16 protein-coding genes (1 of these 16 cut by a window edge) are annotated in these 16360 nt (G+C 62.6%); 6 read left to right on the top strand and 10 right to left on the bottom strand.

Features of this window, described 5'->3' with window-relative positions:
• The 5 genes from hisF to hisB are packed head-to-tail and all read right to left on the bottom strand — an operon-like array spanning window position 1 to window position 3280.
• Window positions 1-789, bottom strand: a complete 789-nt coding sequence (hisF, locus tag OU993_RS07560; protein ID WP_268155856.1) for an imidazole glycerol phosphate synthase subunit HisF — start codon at window positions 787-789, stop codon at window positions 1-3.
• Window positions 786-1529, bottom strand: a complete 744-nt coding sequence (gene hisA / locus OU993_RS07555) for a 1-(5-phosphoribosyl)-5-[(5-phosphoribosylamino)methylideneamino]imidazole-4-carboxamide isomerase (protein ID WP_268155854.1) — start codon at window positions 1527-1529, stop codon at window positions 786-788. Before hisA ends, hisF begins: the two co-directional genes overlap by 4 nt.
• Before the next feature lies 1 nt (window position 1530).
• Window positions 1531-2181: an imidazole glycerol phosphate synthase subunit HisH gene (hisH, locus tag OU993_RS07550; protein ID WP_268155852.1), complete on the bottom strand. Its 651-nt coding sequence runs from the start codon at window positions 2179-2181 to the stop codon at window positions 1531-1533.
• Window positions 2181-2666, bottom strand: a complete 486-nt coding sequence (locus OU993_RS07545) for a DUF2628 domain-containing protein (protein ID WP_268155850.1) — start codon at window positions 2664-2666, stop codon at window positions 2181-2183. The genes hisH and OU993_RS07545 overlap by 1 nt, the downstream gene beginning before the upstream one ends.
• A 17-nt stretch (window positions 2667-2683) precedes the next feature.
• Window positions 2684-3280, bottom strand: coding sequence for an imidazoleglycerol-phosphate dehydratase HisB (hisB, locus tag OU993_RS07540; RefSeq protein WP_268155848.1), 597 nt, complete (start codon window positions 3278-3280; stop codon window positions 2684-2686).
• 207 nt (window positions 3281-3487) lie between these two features.
• Here hisB and hslV point away from each other — a divergent pair, with 207 nt between their 5' ends.
• From hslV to OU993_RS07515, 5 genes are all read left to right on the top strand, one after another.
• Window positions 3488-4012: an ATP-dependent protease subunit HslV gene (gene hslV, locus OU993_RS07535; RefSeq protein WP_268155846.1), complete on the top strand. Its 525-nt coding sequence runs from the start codon at window positions 3488-3490 to the stop codon at window positions 4010-4012.
• Between the two features lie 73 nt (window positions 4013-4085).
• The gene (gene hslU, locus OU993_RS07530) at window positions 4086-5393 is read left to right on the top strand and encodes an ATP-dependent protease ATPase subunit HslU (protein ID WP_268155844.1); all 1308 of its coding nucleotides are present in this window, start codon (window positions 4086-4088) and stop codon (window positions 5391-5393) included.
• A 229-nt stretch (window positions 5394-5622) separates the two neighbouring features.
• The gene (locus OU993_RS07525; protein WP_442792938.1) at window positions 5623-6543 is read left to right on the top strand and encodes a DUF1402 family protein; all 921 of its coding nucleotides are present in this window, start codon (window positions 5623-5625) and stop codon (window positions 6541-6543) included.
• 46 nt (window positions 6544-6589) lie between these two features.
• A complete protein-coding gene (locus OU993_RS07520) occupies window positions 6590-7993 on the top strand; it encodes a cytochrome P450 (RefSeq protein WP_268155839.1) in 1404 nt (467 codons plus the stop codon).
• Between the two features lie 120 nt (window positions 7994-8113).
• A complete protein-coding gene (locus tag OU993_RS07515; RefSeq protein ID WP_268155837.1) occupies window positions 8114-10282 on the top strand; it encodes a malate synthase G in 2169 nt (722 codons plus the stop codon).
• Window positions 10283-10399: 117 nt separating this feature from the next.
• Here OU993_RS07515 and OU993_RS07510 read toward each other — a convergent pair whose 3' ends face one another.
• Window positions 10400-11077 (bottom strand): L,D-transpeptidase, encoded by a 678-nt coding sequence (locus OU993_RS07510; RefSeq protein WP_268155835.1) that lies wholly within the window; start codon window positions 11075-11077, stop codon window positions 10400-10402.
• A 177-nt stretch (window positions 11078-11254) separates the two neighbouring features.
• Between OU993_RS07510 and OU993_RS07505 the strand changes: the two genes are divergently transcribed.
• Window positions 11255-11743, top strand: a complete 489-nt coding sequence (locus tag OU993_RS07505) for an MmcB family DNA repair protein (RefSeq protein WP_268155833.1) — start codon at window positions 11255-11257, stop codon at window positions 11741-11743.
• Window positions 11744-11747: 4 nt separating this feature from the next.
• On the opposite strand, the gene OU993_RS07500 is transcribed toward OU993_RS07505, so the two are convergent.
• The 4 genes from OU993_RS07500 to OU993_RS07485 all read right to left on the bottom strand — a co-directional run.
• Entirely contained in the window at window positions 11748-12326 is a 579-nt protein-coding gene (locus OU993_RS07500) for an ActR/PrrA/RegA family redox response regulator transcription factor (protein WP_268157564.1), read from the bottom strand.
• Window positions 12327-12401: 75 nt separating this feature from the next.
• The gene (locus OU993_RS07495; protein WP_442792884.1) at window positions 12402-13724 is read right to left on the bottom strand and encodes an ActS/PrrB/RegB family redox-sensitive histidine kinase; all 1323 of its coding nucleotides are present in this window, start codon (window positions 13722-13724) and stop codon (window positions 12402-12404) included.
• Entirely contained in the window at window positions 13721-16180 is a 2460-nt protein-coding gene (hrpB, locus tag OU993_RS07490; protein WP_268157562.1) for an ATP-dependent helicase HrpB, read from the bottom strand. The genes OU993_RS07495 and hrpB overlap by 4 nt, the downstream gene beginning before the upstream one ends.
• A gap of 8 nt (window positions 16181-16188) precedes the next feature.
• Window positions 16189-16360 carry the 3' portion of an ornithine cyclodeaminase family protein gene (locus OU993_RS07485; protein ID WP_268155831.1) on the bottom strand. 782 nt of this gene lie beyond the right edge of the window, so 172 of the gene's 954 nt are visible here — the last part of the coding sequence; its start codon lies beyond the right edge, outside the window — the gene reads right to left on this strand; it ends in the stop codon at window positions 16189-16191.

Below are 16360 nucleotides of genomic sequence, written 5' to 3'. Positions count from 1 at the left end.
TCAGTCGAGCCGCATCGCAATGCCGTGCTCGGCCATGTAGCGTTTGGCCTCGCCGATGGAATAGGTGCCGAAATGGAAGATGGAGGCGGCAAGCACCGCCGTTGCATGGCCTTCCTTCACGCCGGCCACCAGATCGTCGAGAGTGCCGACACCACCGGAGGCGATGACGGGGACACGAACCGCATCGGCAATCGCCCGCGTCAGTTCGATATCGTAGCCGATCTTGGTGCCATCACGGTCCATCGAGGTGACCAGCAGTTCGCCGGCCCCTCGCTCCACCATGCGCACGGCAAAGTCCACCGCGTCGATGCCGGTCGCGTTGCGCCCGCCATGGGTATAGATCTCCCAGGCGCTGGCATTGTCCTGGCCCGACCCTTGCGTGCGCCGACGTTTGGCGTCGATCGAGACGACGATGCACTGGTTGCCGAACTTGTCGGCGGCTTCCGCGACGAAATCCGGATTGTTCACTGCCGCCGAATTGATCGACACCTTGTCGGCGCCGGCGAGAAGCAGCTTGCGGATGTCCGCGACGGCCCGCACACCGCCGCCAACCGTCAGCGGCATGAAGCAATGTTCGGCCGTCTGGGCCACGACGTCGAAAATGGTGTCACGATTGTCGGAGGAGGCGGTGATGTCGAGAAAGCAGAGCTCGTCCGCGCCCGCCGCATCATAGGCCTTTGCCGCCTCGACCGGATCTCCCGCGTCGATCAGATCGACGAAGTTGACACCCTTGACGACACGGCCGTCCTTGACGTCCAGGCAGGGGATGACACGGGCTTTGAGGGTCATACACGGCCTCCCTTGGCAGCGCGAATGAGTGAAAGCGCTTCCGCCGGGTCGATGCGACCGTCGTAAAGCGCGCGGCCGGAGATGGCGCCTTCGAGCCTTGCCGCGTCCGGTTCCAGCATGCGGCGGATGTCATCGAGCGAGGCAAGGCCGCCGGAGGCGATGACGGGGATGGAGACGGCGCTCGCGAGCTCCAGTGTCGAGGACCAGTTGATGCCGGCGAGAATGCCGTCGCGGTCGATGTCGGTATAGATGATCGCGGCCACGCCGGCGCCCTCGAACTTCTTGGCGAGCTCGATCACGCCGAGTTCGGAGGCCTCCGCCCAGCCTTCCACCGCCACCTTGCCACCCTTGGCATCGATGCCGACGGCAATCTGGCCGGGGAATTTCTGGCAGGCCTCGATGACCAGCGCCGGATTACGCACGGCAACCGTGCCGAGGATGACACGCGCAAGCCCGCGCGACAGCCAGGCTTCGATATGGTCAAGGGTGCGGATGCCGCCGCCGAGCTGGACGGGATTGGTCGTTGCCTTCAGGATGGCGTCCACCGCAAAGCCGTTTCGGCTTTCGCCGGCAAAGGCGCCGTCCAGATCCACCACATGCAGCCACTCGAAACCCTGGTCCTGAAAGGCTTTTGCCTGGGCGGCAGGGTCGGGGTTGTAGATCGTCGCCTGATCCATGTCGCCGAGCTTCAGGCGAACACACTGGCCGTCCTTGAGGTCAATCGCGGGAAAAAGGATCATGTCAGGGATTCCAGCGCAGGAAATTGGAGATCAGGGCAAGGCCGAGCGTCTGGCTCTTTTCCGGGTGAAACTGGGCACCGGCGGTATTACCGTGCGCGACGAAGGCGGTGACCGCGCCGCCGTATTCGGTGGTCGCCACGACATCATCCGGGTTTTCGGCGGCCAGATGATAGGAATGGACGAAATAGGCATGCAGACCGTCGGGACCGGTGGGAATACCGTCGAAGAGCGCATGCGGACGGTTCAGCGTCAGCGTGTTCCAGCCGATCTGCGGGATCTTGAGGTTCGGGTCGGAGGGCGTCATCTCAACGACGTCGCCCTTGATCCAGCCGAAGCCCTCAGTCAGGTCCTTTTCCAGCCCACGGGAGGCCATCAGCTGCATGCCGACACAGATGCCGAGGAAAGGCCGGCCCTTGGCCTGCACGACGTCCAAAAGTGCCTCTTCCATGCCGGGAACGGCGGAAAGGCCGCGGCGGCAATCGGCATAGGCACCGACGCCCGGCAGGACGATGCGGTCGGCTTTGGCCACCACATCGGGATCGTCGGTCAGGATGATCTCGGCCTCGAGAGCGGCCTCGCGGGCCGCCCGTTCAAAAGCCTTGGTTGCGGAACGGAGATTGCCCGATCCGTAGTCGATGATTGCAACGCGCATCAGCGTCCTCCACCAATGTCAAAAAGCCCAAGCGCCGGACCCTGTCGAGAGGTCGTCTGGGCGGGCGGGGAGAGGTTTTTCCAGTCGGTCACCGGAACGGCAGGCTTCGGTGTCCCGGTCGGAAGGTTCGAGAAATACATCATTTCGGCGGTCGAAAGATCCGGTGCCGCGACCACATCGACCATGGTCCAGCCCTTGGCCATGAGATTGCGCACCACGATCTGCCGTCCCTCCAGGCCGATCAGAAGCCCAAGTGCAAGCTCCGAAAACGTGCCGGCCCAGAAGAAGCCCGGCTGGTCACTGAGCCAGGCGGCCGCCAGTTGCACTGCCAGAACGGCAAGGCCGATCAGCCAGCAGCGGTGAAACAACAGCCAGAGCCCCGGCACGATGAAGCCGAGCCAGGAAAACCTGTCCGCCACGAACCGTGTCGAAGCATGATCGCGATCCGGCCCCCCCGGGGGTGTCAGAACGATAAAGCTGGTCAAGGCTCCTCCTGACGGCGTCAGACCAGCGTGCCCTTGGTGGAGGGAACGCGGCCCGCCTGGCGCGGATCGATCTCGGTGGCCGTTCTCAGCACGCGGGCAACCGCCTTGAAACAGGTTTCCGCGATGTGGTGATTGTTGGCGCCGTAATGGTTCATCACATGCAGCGTGATCCCGGCATTCTGGGCGAGTGCCTGGAAAAATTCCCGCACAAGCTCCGTATCGAAGGTGCCGATCTTCGGTGCGCTGAAGGTCACGTTCCAGACGAGGAAGGGTCGGCCTGACAGATCCACGGCGGCCTTCGTCATGGTCTCGTCCATGGCCAGATCCAGCGAGGCGTAGCGGGTAATGCCGCGACGGTCGCCCAGCGCCTTGGAAATCGCCTGGCCGATCGCAATCCCGGTATCTTCCACCGAGTGATGGTCGTCGATATGCAGGTCTCCCTTGCAGTCGATCTCCATGTCGATCAGCGAATGTCGCGACAGCTGTTCCAGCATATGGTCGAAAAAACCGATACCCGTCTCGATCTTCGAGGATCCGGTTCCGTCCAGATTGACGGTGACGGAAATCGAAGTCTCGTTCGTCTTGCGCGAAACGGAAGCGCGGCGCTCGCTCATCTTGTCCACCGGATTGCTGAAGCCTTGATATAATCTGCGCTGCTTATCAGCCACGCCGCTGCGGTGCAAACGATTCCGCGAGATCAACCGGTTGCCGCCAAAGGTCGACGAGGATTTGCAATCGTCAAAGCACCACTTACATGTGCCCCAACAGCCGGAATGGACCGGCACGAAAGAGGCCCCGCATATGGGCCGACAGGTGTGAGTATGACGACAATCATTACCGTACGGAAAGGCGGAAAGGTCATCATGGCCGGTGACGGTCAGGTGAGCCTTGGCCAGACCGTGATGAAAGGCAATGCGCGCAAGGTGCGCCGGATCGGCAAGGGCGAGGTGATCGCCGGTTTCGCCGGGGCGACCGCGGATGCCTTCACCCTTCTCGATCGACTGGAAAAGAAGCTCGAGCAGTATCCCGGCCAGCTGATGCGCGCCGCCGTCGAACTTGCCAAGGACTGGCGGACCGACAAGTATCTGCGCAATCTCGAAGCCATGATGCTGGTGGCCGACAAGACCGTGACGCTGGCCGTCACCGGCAATGGCGATGTGCTGGAACCGGAACATGGCACGATCGCCATTGGTTCGGGTGGCAATTTCGCCTATGCGGCGGCGCGCGCGCTGATGGATTCGGACAAGTCTGCCGAAGAGATCGCACGGCGTGCCCTCGATATCGCCGCCGACATCTGCGTCTACACCAACCACAATCTCGTGGTCGAAACGCTCGACGCCGAATAATCAACGTCCAAGCAACGGGTCCTGCCGCCGGGCTTGATGAGCCGACCGCAGTCGACGCCGAAGAGGTTTACACATGACGACTTTTTCCCCCCGCGAGATCGTCTCGGAACTGGACCGCTATATCATCGGCCAGCATGACGCCAAACGCGCCGTTGCGATCGCGCTTCGCAACCGCTGGCGCCGCCAACAGCTCGACGAAAGCCTGCGCGACGAGGTGATGCCGAAGAATATCCTGATGATCGGCCCGACCGGTGTCGGCAAGACGGAGATTTCCCGCCGCCTCGCCAAGCTCGCCGGTGCTCCGTTCATCAAGGTGGAAGCCACCAAGTTCACCGAGGTCGGTTATGTCGGCCGCGACGTTGAACAGATCATCCGCGATCTGGTCGAGATCGGCATCGGCCTGGTGCGTGAAAAGAAGCGCGCCGAAGTGCAGGCCAAGGCGCATCAGAGCGCGGAAGAACGCGTTCTGGATGCACTGGTTGGGGCGACGGCCTCGCCTGCCACACGTGAAACATTCCGCAAGAAACTGCGCAATGGCGAGCTGGACGACAAGGAGATCGATGTCGAGGTGGCCGACAGCGGTTCCGGCATGCCCGGTTTCGAAATCCCCGGGATGCCCGGCGCCAATATCGGCGTGCTGAACCTCTCGGAAATGTTCGGCAAGGCCATGGGCGGCCGCACGAAGAAGATCCGCACCACCGTTGCCAAATCCTACGGAGAACTGATCCGCGACGAGTCTGACAAGCTGATCGACAACGAGGTCATCCAGCGCGAGGCGGTGCGCTCCGTCGAAAACGACGGCATCGTTTTCCTCGATGAAATCGACAAGATCGCCGCCCGTGACGGTGGCCTTGGTGCCGGCGTTTCCCGCGAAGGGGTACAACGCGATCTTCTGCCGCTGGTGGAGGGAACGACGGTGTCGACCAAATACGGGCCGGTGAAGACGGACCACATTCTCTTCATCGCCTCCGGCGCCTTCCATGTGGCAAAACCGTCCGATCTTCTCCCGGAATTGCAGGGCCGCCTGCCGATCCGCGTCGAGCTGAAGCCGCTATCGAAGGAGGATTTCCGTCGCATTCTGACGGAAACCGAGGCGAGCCTGATCCGCCAGTACAGGGCGCTGATGGAGACCGAGCAGCTGTCGCTCGATTTCACCGAAGATGCGATCGATGCGCTCGCCGATGTTGCCGTGCATCTGAACTCCTCGGTCGAGAATATCGGCGCGCGGCGTCTGCAGACGGTGATGGAACGGGTGCTGGACGATATCTCGTTCCATGCCCCCGACCGCCCCGGAACGACGGTGATGATCGACGCGGACTATGTCCGCAAACATGTGGGCGACATCGCAGCCGACACCGACCTGTCCCGCTATATCCTCTAAAGCGTGGCGGCAGGGCAACGCAGCATCCTCTCCAGCATCGGCTTGACGGGAAAGTGACGGGGGCGGGCTCGACTCCGCCCCCTGCTTTTCAGTAAGGGATCATGCAACAAAAGCGTGACGCTTCATCGGGGTGATTCGCAGGCGGTTCGTACTCCCTTTTGAAGATCAACGACCGAACAGCCATCTGCAGGGATGCTGCATTTTGCAAAGACTCGTATTGGCATTGGTGATGGTGCTCTGCTGGGCGCTGCCTGACGTTCAGGCAAGCGGGCTTACCCTTGTGCCGTCAGGCAACCGCAACGCCGAGCAGCCCAAGGTGCCGGGCGCTTCCCTCCGAAGGACACGGGCGGGCAAGACCACCTTCGACGAGAAATACGAGAAGATCCGCGATCTTTTGGCGAGCGATACCTCGCTGATTGCGAAGATCAAGCAGACGGCTCGCCAGTACGATATCGACCCGATCCACATGATCGGCGCGATCGTGGGTGAGCACACCTATAATGTCGATGCCTATGACCGGCTGCAGTCCTATTACGTGAAAGCCGCTGCCTATGCCGGCGACAACTTCCGTTTCGGTTACAAGGGCCAGTCCATCGCCGATTTCGTCGGCAAGCCGGAATTCGAGAAGTGCGCCGCGTTTACCGATTCCTACAAACTGTGGTCATGCCGTGAAGATGTCTGGGAACGGGTGTTCCGCGGCAACCGCGTCGATGGCGTTTCCTATCCGGACAACCGGTTCAGCGCCGTCTTCTTCCAGCCCTTTTATGCCGGACAGACATTCGGCCTCGGCCAGATCAACCCGCTGACGGCCCTGATGCAGTCCGATCTGGTGGCGCGCCGTTCGGGATATCCAAAACTCGACGCGACAGACGCCAACGATGTCTATCGGGCCATCATGGATCCGGACAAGTCGCTTGCTTATATGGCCGCGACCATTCGCCGCTCGATCGACGATTATGCCGATATCGCCGGCATGGACATCTCCCGGAACCCGGGAATCACCGCCACGCTTTATAACATCGGCAATTCCGCCAAGCGAGCCGCGGCGCTGGCCGCCCGCAATCGCGGTGGCGGGTTCTCCTGGCCCGAGGAGAATTATTACGGCTGGCTGGTCAACGAGAAGCTGGATGAATTGAAATCGCTTCTGTGAGTGCCGATATCTGCGGTTGGTGATCCTCAAGGACAGGAAGCAACCGATGGACATGCGCCCGGAGCCCTTCGAACCGCCGGCACCCGTTCCACGCACCTATGCTCCGAGCAAGCTCGAGATCATTCGAACCGTTCTGCGCAATCCGCTGGAACTGTGGGGCGCGCCTTCCTACACACTGCCCTGGATCGAAACGAAGTTCTTTTCCGAACGAACGGTCATCATCAACCACCCCGGCCTGATCCGGCGTGTTCTGGTGGACAATGCCCCCAATTACCGAATGGCGGAAGTCCGGCAACTGATCCTGCGGCCGATTCTGCGCGATGGCCTTCTGACCGCCGAGGGGCCTGTCTGGAAGCGGTCGCGAAAGGCTGTCGCACCGGTCTTCACGCCGCGACACGCAAAGGGTTTTGCGGGCAGAATGCTGGCGAAATCCGAGGAATATGTTGAAAAATATGCTGATGTCGGCCGTTCGGGCAGGGTCGAGGACGTCTCGATCGACATGGCGGAGCTGACCTTCGCCATCCTGATCGACACGCTTTTTTCCGGAGATGTGGTCACCGACAGCGAGCGCTTTTCCGATGACGTCGAGGCGCTGCTGCATCGGATGGGCCGTGTTGACCCCATGGACCTGCTGCGGGCGCCGCCCTGGGTTCCGCGTCTGCGGCGGATCGGCGGACCGAAGGTCATGGACCATTTTCGCGGCATCGTTCGACAGACCATGGAGAAACGGAAGGCAAAGATGGCCGAGGATCGCGCCTCGACGCCGGATGACCTGCTGACCCTTCTTCTCGATCTGGATGGCCCCGATGGTCTGACCCTGGATGAGATCGAGGACAACATCCTCACCTTCATCGGTGCTGGTCATGAGACGACCGCTCGCGCCATGACCTGGACGCTCTATTGTGTGGCGAAGTCCCCGCACATCCGCGAGGCCATGGAACGGGAGATCGCGACCGTGCTCGCCACCGGTGCCGAACCGGTCGAGTGGCTGGACCGGATGCCCTATGTGCGGGCCGCCTTCGAGGAGGCCATGCGGCTTTACCCACCGGCCCCGTCGCTCAACCGCGAAGCCATCGAAGATGATGAGTGGACCAGTCCGGAGGGCAACACGGTGCATATTGCTGCCGGCACGACGGCTTTGGTCATGCCCTGGACCCTGCACCGGCATGTGCTTTATTGGGAAAAGCCGCGCGCTTTCATGCCGGAACGTTTCCTGCCGGAAAACCGCGGCAAGATCGACCGGTTCCAGTATCTCCCGTTCGGAGCCGGCCCGCGTGTCTGTATCGGCGCGACCTTTGCCATGCAGGAGGCGGTGATTGCTCTTGCCGTCCTGATGTCCCGCTTCCGTTTCGATGCGCTACCGGGCGTCAATCCCTGGCCGATTCAGCGCCTGACGACCCAACCGCGGGACGGTTTGCCCATGCGGGTCACGCCGCGCGACAGACACTGAACGGCAGGTCGTGAGACTGTCACAGAATCGTCTCTCGTCAGTCTTCCACCATTGCCGCATTGACTAAGGCCCACGGGCGCGCAAAAACCTGTGCAACACTGGTCAATATGGAGGAAGCGGATGAGCCGCATCGAACGCAATGGTCTGGCAATCGACGAGGCGCTGCTGACGTTTCTGGTGGAGGAAGCGCTGCCCGGCAGTGGCATCGATCCGGATCATTTCTTCGCCGAGCTTTCGACGCTCATTCATGATCTTGCTCCGAAGAATCGTGCGCTGCTTGCCAAGCGAGACCGTTTTCAGGAAAAGCTGGACGAATGGTACCGCAAGAACGGTGCCCCGTCGGATCTGGCCGCTTACGAGGCTTTCCTGCGCGAGATCGGTTATCTCCTGCCGGAAGGACCGGATTTCCAGGTGACGACGGACAATGTCGATCCTGAAATCGCCGAAATTGCCGGGCCGCAGCTGGTCGTGCCTGTCATGAATGCCCGGTATGCGCTGAATGCCGCCAATGCGCGCTGGGGTTCGCTCTATGATGCGCTGTACGGGACCGATGCGATTGCCGAAACCGATGGCGCGGAAAAGGGTGCCGGCTACAATCCTGTCCGCGGTGCCAAGGTGATTGCCTGGGCCCGGACCTTTCTCGATCAGTCGGCGCCGATCGACGGCGCACGCTGGAGCGACGTGACGGGTTTTGCCGTGGTTGATGGCGCGCTGGTGATCAAGGCCGGCGAGGCCTCGCTGTCACTTTCCGATCCATCCCAGTTTGCCGGCTATCAGGGAGAGGCGTCCGCACCGACCCGTCTGCTGTTCGTCAAGAACCGCCTGCATGTCGAGATCCGCATCGATGCCTCGACCGCGATCGGCAAGGATGATCCGGCGCATATTTCCGATGTCTGGCTCGAATCGGCGATCACCACCATCATGGACTGCGAGGATTCGGTTGCGGCCGTCGATGCCGACGACAAGGTTGTCGTTTATCGCAACTGGCTCGGCCTGATGCAGGGCGATCTGAAGGAGACAGTCAGCAAGGGCGGCAAGACCTTTACCCGCGCGCTGAACCCGGATGTCACCTACACCGCGCCCGATGGGTCGAACCTCACCGTGCATGCCCGCTCGCTGATGCTGGTGCGCAATGTCGGCCACCTGATGACGAACCCGGCGATCCTCGACCGGGATGGCCGCGAAGTGCCGGAAGGCATCCTGGATGCGATGGTGACGGCGCTGATTGCGCTGCGCGACGTCGGGCCGAACGGCCGTCGCCAGAATTCCCGCACGGGCTCCATGTATGTGGTGAAGCCCAAGATGCATGGGCCGGAAGAGGTGGCCTTTGCCTGCGAGATCTTCGATCGCGTGGAAAAGGCGCTTCACATGCCGGTCAACACGATCAAGATGGGCATCATGGATGAGGAGCGCCGCACGACGGTGAACCTCAAGGAATGTATCCGCGCGGCGCGCGAGCGCGTCGTCTTCATCAATACCGGCTTCCTCGACCGTACCGGCGACGAGATCCACACCTCGATGGAAGCGGGCCCGATGATCCGCAAGGGCGACATGAAGCAGGCCGCCTGGATCGCAGCCTACGAGAACTGGAACGTCGATATCGGCTTGATCTGTGGCCTCTCCGGCCATGCGCAGATCGGCAAGGGCATGTGGGCCATGCCGGATCTGATGGCGGCAATGCTGGAGCAGAAGATCGCCCATCCGAAGGCTGGCGCCAACACCGCCTGGGTGCCGTCGCCGACGGCAGCGACGCTGCATGCCACGCATTATCACAAGATCAATGTTGCCGAGGTTCAGGACGGACTGAAGTCGCGCGCGCGCGCCAAACTCGCCGATATCCTTTCGGTGCCGGTGGCCGAGCGCCCGAACTGGACGCCGGAAGAGGTGCAGCGCGAGCTGGACAACAATGCACAGGGCATTCTGGGCTACGTCGTGCGCTGGATCGATCAGGGTGTCGGCTGCTCCAAGGTGCCGGACATCAACAATGTCGGCCTGATGGAAGACCGTGCGACGTTGCGCATCTCCGCGCAGCATATGGCGAACTGGCTGCATCATGGCCTGGTGACCGAGGCGCAGGTGATCGAAACCATGAAACGTATGGCCGCCATCGTCGACCAGCAGAATGTTGGCGACCCTCTTTATCAGCCGATGGCCGGCCGCTTCGATGATTCGGTGGCCTTCCAGGCAGCGCTCGATCTTGTCCTGAAGGGTCGTGAACAACCGAACGGCTACACAGAACCGGTGCTGCATCGCCGTCGGCTTGAGGCCAAGGCAAAGGCTGCGGCCTGATCTGTTGCGATGCCAGGACGGCGGTCGCGTCCTGGCACATCCTCTCGTCTGATCCCGGAAACGAAAAACGGCGCGAAACCCGCGCCGTTTTTACTGATGGAGTGCTGTCGGCGATCCTTACTGGATCACGACAACCTTGGTCTCGCGGCCCGGACGGACGCGACTGTAGAGATCGATCACGTCCTGGTTCATCAGGCGGATGCAGCCCGACGAGGCTGCCGTGCCGATGGATGCCCATTCCGGTGTACCGTGCAGACGGAACAGGGTGTCCTGGCCCTTCTCGTTGAAGAGATACATGGCGCGCGCGCCAAGCGGATTGCTGAGGCCGGGGCCCATGCCGTCTTCGACGTAACGGGCGATGTCCGGCTTGCGCACGGCCATTTCCTTCGGCGGGTGCCAGGTCGGCCACTCCTGCTTCCAGGCGACATAAGCCTCGCCGGACCAGGCGAATCCCTGTTTGCCGACGCCGATCCCGTACCGGACGGCCCTGCCGTTCGGCAGGATGTAATAAAGGAAGCGCTCCCGCGTATTGACGATGATCGTGCCGGGACGCTCATCGGTCTTGAAGTCGACGATCTGGCGGTGGAACTTCTTGTCCAGCCGGCTGACGGGGATGGCCGGCAGGCTGTAACCTGCATCGGTCACCGGTCCGTAGGCATCGCTGAAGATCTCGGTGGTCTGCGTGCGGACGGCGACGTCCTTCGGCTTGTCCTTGGTTTCAGACGTCGTGGAGCAACCGGCCAGGGCGAGGGATGCCAACAGGCCGGACGCAAGCATGCTTGTGCGGATGCGCATGGAATTCTCTTGCAACAGGGGTGGAAGCAAAGACGGGTGAAACCATCTTTTGAAGCAAGGTTTATTTTCGTTTAGACGAGCTTGGCAAGGCACGTTTCAGTCAGCTTTCTTCGCGACTGCACAAATGAAGCGTCCATTGTCTTTTTGCAACATTCCGGGAGAAGGGAGAGACCCGCGGTGACGATCGTCAATATCGGCTCGAACAACCCACTGGTGGATGGTCGGCAATCGGCTCGCGCGATGATGGTGCGTCGTGGTGTGCAGCTTCTGCTGGACGAGATGCGCCACGCCGTTCTGCCGGAACTGACGCTGGGCAATGGCCGTCGTGCGGACCTCATCAGCCTATCGGCCAAGGGCGAGATCTGGATCATCGAGATCAAGACGTCTGTCGAAGACTTCCGAGTCGACCGGAAATGGCCGGAGTATCGCGATTATTCCGACCGGCTGTATTTCGCGACGCACAAGGATGTGCCGCTGGAGATCTTTCCCGAAGACTGCGGTCTCATCCTGTCCGATGGCTACGGCGCGCATCTGTTGCGCGAGGCGCCGGAACATCGTCTATCGGCAGCCGCGCGCAAATCGCTTACGCTCAGTTTTGCAAGAACCGCCGGGCAGCGCCTGCTGGCCGCCGAACGGGCGACCGGCCAGAGTTTCGAAGAAGCGTGAGCGCTTACTTCGGCGCGCGTTTGGCGAGAATCCGCTGCAGCGTGCGTCGGTGCATGTTGAGGCGGCGCGCGGTTTCCGAGACGTTGCGCTCGCACATCTCATAAACGCGCTGAATGTGCTCCCAGCGCACACGGTCCGCCGACATCGGATTTTCCGGCACGTCGGCCTTCTCGCCCGGCCGCTGGGTGAGCGCCGCATAGATATCGTCCGCATCCGCGGGTTTCGACAGGTAATCCACGGCCCCGAGCTTCACTGCGGTGACGGCGGTGGCAATGTTGCCGTAACCGGTCAGCACGATCACGCGGGTATCTTCGCGGCCCTTGCGGATCGCCTCGATCACGTCCAGCCCGTTTCCGTCGCCGAGCCGGAGATCCACCACGGCATATTTCGGCGGACGGGCACGGGATTTGGCAATGCCTTCCGCCACGGACTCGGCCACGTCCACGGCAAAACCGCGGCTCTCCATGGCGCGTGCCAGGCGCCGCAGAAAGGGACCGTCATCATCCACGATCAGGAGCGAGGGATCGGCGCCGAGAGTGGTATCCGGATCCTTGGGCTCGCTGTGCTCGATCTTGTCTGCCATCATTGTCTTTCTCCACAGGTGCCATCACCTCGTCTCTACGAAGCGGAGGGCCACTCGGCTCAGCGGCCGAGCGTTTCAGTCCTTTATTTCCATCACCGACCTGGGCCACACGATCCGCACCCGCGCGCCGCTTTCGTCCGGACCGCGATTTTCGAAACTCAGGCTTGCGCCAGACCGTTCCAGCAGGGTCTTGGCAATGAACAATCCCAATCCGAGACCGCCAGCCCGATCCATCTCCCGGTTCCGGGTCGACATATAGGGTTCTCCGATATGGGATAAAACGTCCGGTGCAAAGCCGTCGCCATCATCCTCGATGGTGATGGCGACCTTGTCTGCGTCATGTTCCACCGTCAGCGTGACGGTCTTGCGGGCAAAGTCCACCGCATTTTCGATCAGATTGCCAAGCCCGTAGAGAATGCCCGCATTGCGGTTGCCGACCGGTTCTCCGGCCCGGTCGCTTTTCTCCACCAGCTTGAATGTGATGTCGAACTGCCTGTGCGGTGCCGTCACCTCCTCGATCAGGGAGGAGAGGGGCAAGCGACGCATGTGTTCCTCGTTTTCCGCCGAAAGCGAGGTCAGCCGCCGCAAAATGTCGCGGCAGCGTTCGCTCTGGCTGCGCAGCAGCGCCACATCCTCCCGAAACCGGTCATCGCCCGAAAGTTCCCGCTCCATCTCCTTGGCCACGACGCTGATCGTCGCAAGCGGTGTGCCGAGTTCATGCGCGGCGGCAGCCGCCAGCCCATCGAGCTGCGACAGGTGCTTTTCCCGCTCCAGAACCAGTTCGGTGGCCGCAAGCGCATCGGCCAGCAGCGTCGCCTCCATGGAAACGCGATAGGCATAGAAGGCGGCAAAGGCCATCATCGAGACGATGGCACACCAGATGCCGAGCTGCATGACGGGATAGATGATCAGCACCTCGTCCGGATGCCATGGCAGGGGATAGGGTGACACCGTCAGCGAGGTCGTGCAGGCAATCGCGAATGCCAGCAGCAGCAGTGATTGGCGGAGCGGTAACGAGGCGAAGGAGATGATGACCGGCACGCAGAGAAGCGGGGCAAAGGGATTGGCAAGCCCACCCGTGATGAACAGCAGACCGCTCATCTGCAGGAGGTCGAAGCCGAGCAGGGTCAGCGCCGCCAGCGGCTTCAGGCGATGGGTTGCGGGAAAACGCAGCGACAGTGAGAGATTGACGAGCGCCAGCGCGGCAATCAGGAGCGCCGTCTCAAGGATCGGCAACGAAAACTGAAACAGGCCGGCGACCACCAGAACGGTAACCGTTTGTCCCGCAACGGCGAGCCACCGGAGCCTGACCAGCGTCTGCAAGCGCATGGTGCGGCTCGCCCGACCGAACTGGGCATGCCGGAGGGAGGTTACTTCCACGGACGTGTCCTTCATCATGTTCCTCTGGGTTTTGCCCGATGGGTCGGCGCGGCATTGGCTGGATCGTCCGGCCAGGGATGTTTGGGATAACGCCCGCGCATGTCGGCGCGCACATCTCTCCAGGACCCTGCCCAGAAACCCGGCAGGTCCCGTGTCGTCTGGATCGGCCGGTGCGCCGGAGAGGTGAGTTCCAGAAGAAGCGGCAGTCTGCCGCCGGCAATCGCCGGATGTACCTTCAGCCCGAACAGTTCCTGAACGCGGATTGCCAGCACCGGTTCATCCCCATCATAACGGATGGGATGACGCTGGCCGGTCGGCGCCTCGAAATGGGTGGGCGCCAGCCGGTTGAGATCCTGGCGCAGCGCAAAGGGGATCAGCGAGCGCAAACCTTCCGACACGCTGCCGGCATCGATGGCATCGAGACTGGTGCGTCCCTCCTGGAACGGGATGAACCAGTCCTCCAGGCGGTCGAGCAGGGCCTGGTCGGACACGTCCGGCCACGGATCGCCGACACTGCGGTATAAAAAGCCGATCCGGTCGCGCAACTGGTCGCCATCCTTCGAAAAGGGCAGGGCATCGACCCCAAGCTCGCGCACACCGTCCGCCAGGCCACGGGCGGCGGCGGCGCCTGTCGGCCGTGGCAACGGCGATTCCTCGAGCACAAGAGCCCCAAGCCGCACGACACGCCGGGCCCGTACCTGCCGGCTCGCGCGGTCGAAATAGCTTTCGTCGCCGCGTGTGATCGATTGACCAAGTTCCGCCTCGACCGCGGCGCGCCCGGTTTCTGCCGCAGCCAGAATGCGCGCGCGCGCCGCCTGGCCAGTCAGGTCGGCGATCACCAGCATCTTGGCGCCGGCAAGACGTTCTGTCTCCGGCAGTTCGGCACCCCGTCCATTGGCCATCACGAACCGGCCGCGCGCACCACGCTGAAGGGCGACACGATCCGGATAGGCATGCATCAGAAGATCGGCGGCCGAAACGGGCTCGGCGGCGGCGGCGGTTTTTGGAAGCGAATCGGCCAGGCGCGCGGCAAGCCGTCTCGCCTGTTCGGCCCGGTCGCCCCGCTCCTGCCGGAAAGCACGGAGCCGATGGTCCAGGTCCACATCCGGGCCACCCAGCCCCTGCTCGGTTAGCAGAACCGCCAGCTGGCAGGCGGAAAGCCCTTGTCCGCGCTCGCCGCCCGCCAGCGCCATGGCCGCCAGCCGGGGCGGCAGCGCCATCCGGCGCATCTGCCGGCCGCGCTCCGTCAACCGGTCGTCGGAATCGAGCGCACCCATCATCCGCAGCAGCTGGCGGGCCTCGGCCAATGCCGGTGCCGGCGGCTGATCGAGAAAGGCCAGTGCCGAGGGATCACGCACGCCCCAATGGGCGAGATCGAGCGCCAGCGATGAAAGATCGCTCGCCAGAATCTGCGGCGGTGTGAAAGCCGGAAGTGCGGCCGTCTGCCCGCTGTGCCACAGCCGGATGGCGATCCCTGGTTCGGTTCGCCCGGCGCGGCCGGCCCGCTGATCCGCAGAGGCGCGCGACACCCGCACGGTCTCCAGCCGCGTGATGCCGGTCGATGGTTCGAAGACCGGCAGGCGCTGCAGGCCGCTGTCGATGACGATGCGCACACCATCGATGGTGATCGAGGTTTCGGCAATGGAGGTCGCCAGCACCACCTTGCGCTGTCCGGCAAGCGTCGGCTTGATCGCAAGATCCTGCTCCTTCTGGGAGAGGTTGCCATAAAGGGGGGCGATCACAGTCTCCGGCGGCAGCCGGCCCGTCAGCCGTTCCGCCGTACGCAGGATTTCCGCCTGGCCCGGCAGGAAGGCGAGGATCGAGCCTTCTTCATCGGCATGGGCCCGCATGATGGCACGCGTGACACTGTCTTCGATACGTTCGTTCTGTTCCCGGTCCTGATGGCGGATCTCGACCGGAAAGGCGCGGCCTTCACTGGTCAGTGTCGGCGCCTCGCCCAGCAGCCGGCTGATGCGGTCCACATCGAGCGTTGCCGACATCACCAAGAGCCGCAGATCCTCCCGCAGCCCGCCTTGCGAATCGACCGCGAGCGCCAGGCCGAAATCGGCATCCAGCGAACGTTCGTGAAATTCGTCGAACAATACGGCGGAGATGCCGGTGAGTTCCGGATCGTCCAGGATCATCCGGGCGAACACACCCTCCGTCACCACCTCGATCCGGGTGGCCGCGGAGATCCGGTTGTCGAGGCGCATGCGATAACCGACCGTCTCTCCGACCGCCTCTCCGAGCAGCGAGGCCATGCGGTGCGCCGCGGCACGAGCGGCAAGGCGTCTCGGTTCCAGAAGAATGATCCTGCCCGTGCACCAGGGCTGATCGAGCAGGACCAAAGGCACCAGCGTCGTCTTGCCGGCGCCCGGCGGCGCAGACAGCACGGCCCGGTTGCCGGAGAGAAACGCGGCGGCAAGCGCCGGCAGAACCTCGGTGACCGGAAGAGAGGGCAGGGGCAGTCGCATTCTGGACATCAGGTCTTCTTGCCGTCGCGGACGGTTTCATAGGCGAGGATGGCACCGGCGAGGTCCTCGAGGGCTGCACCGACGGATTTGAACAGGGTGATCTCGTCGTCCGACTGGCGGCCTGCATGGCGGCCTGTTGCAAGATCGAAGAGGTCGGCGCGGATGTCCTGCGGCTGAAGC

Origin of the sequence: Rhizobium sp. SL86, assembly GCF_026672545.1 — a bacterium.
Taxonomy (GTDB): domain Bacteria; phylum Pseudomonadota; class Alphaproteobacteria; order Rhizobiales; family Rhizobiaceae; genus Neorhizobium.
This window is presented reverse-complemented; position numbering and strand designations above follow the sequence as displayed.

Excerpts from the sequence above, each read along its gene's own strand:
- hrpB (WP_268157562.1), bottom strand. The coding sequence starts at position 16,180 with ATGCGACTGCCCCTGCCCTCTCTTCCGGTCACCGAGGTTCTGCCGGCG.
- hslV (WP_268155846.1), top strand. The coding sequence starts at position 3,488 with ATGACGACAATCATTACCGTACGGAAAGGCGGAAAGGTCATCATGGCC.
- OU993_RS07510 (WP_268155835.1), bottom strand. The coding sequence starts at position 11,077 with ATGCGCATCCGCACAAGCATGCTTGCGTCCGGCCTGTTGGCATCCCTC.
- OU993_RS07525 (WP_442792938.1), top strand. The coding sequence starts at position 5,623 with ATGGTGCTCTGCTGGGCGCTGCCTGACGTTCAGGCAAGCGGGCTTACC.
- OU993_RS07520 (WP_268155839.1), top strand. The coding sequence starts at position 6,590 with ATGGACATGCGCCCGGAGCCCTTCGAACCGCCGGCACCCGTTCCACGC.
- hisB (WP_268155848.1), bottom strand. The coding sequence starts at position 3,280 with ATGAGCGAGCGCCGCGCTTCCGTTTCGCGCAAGACGAACGAGACTTCG.
- OU993_RS07500 (WP_268157564.1), bottom strand. The coding sequence starts at position 12,326 with ATGGCAGACAAGATCGAGCACAGCGAGCCCAAGGATCCGGATACCACT.
- OU993_RS07495 (WP_442792884.1), bottom strand. The coding sequence starts at position 13,724 with ATGATGAAGGACACGTCCGTGGAAGTAACCTCCCTCCGGCATGCCCAG.
- hisF (WP_268155856.1), bottom strand. The coding sequence starts at position 789 with ATGACCCTCAAAGCCCGTGTCATCCCCTGCCTGGACGTCAAGGACGGC.
- OU993_RS07515 (WP_268155837.1), top strand. The coding sequence starts at position 8,114 with ATGAGCCGCATCGAACGCAATGGTCTGGCAATCGACGAGGCGCTGCTG.
- hisA (WP_268155854.1), bottom strand. The coding sequence starts at position 1,529 with ATGATCCTTTTTCCCGCGATTGACCTCAAGGACGGCCAGTGTGTTCGC.
- hslU (WP_268155844.1), top strand. The coding sequence starts at position 4,086 with ATGACGACTTTTTCCCCCCGCGAGATCGTCTCGGAACTGGACCGCTAT.
- hisH (WP_268155852.1), bottom strand. The coding sequence starts at position 2,181 with ATGCGCGTTGCAATCATCGACTACGGATCGGGCAATCTCCGTTCCGCA.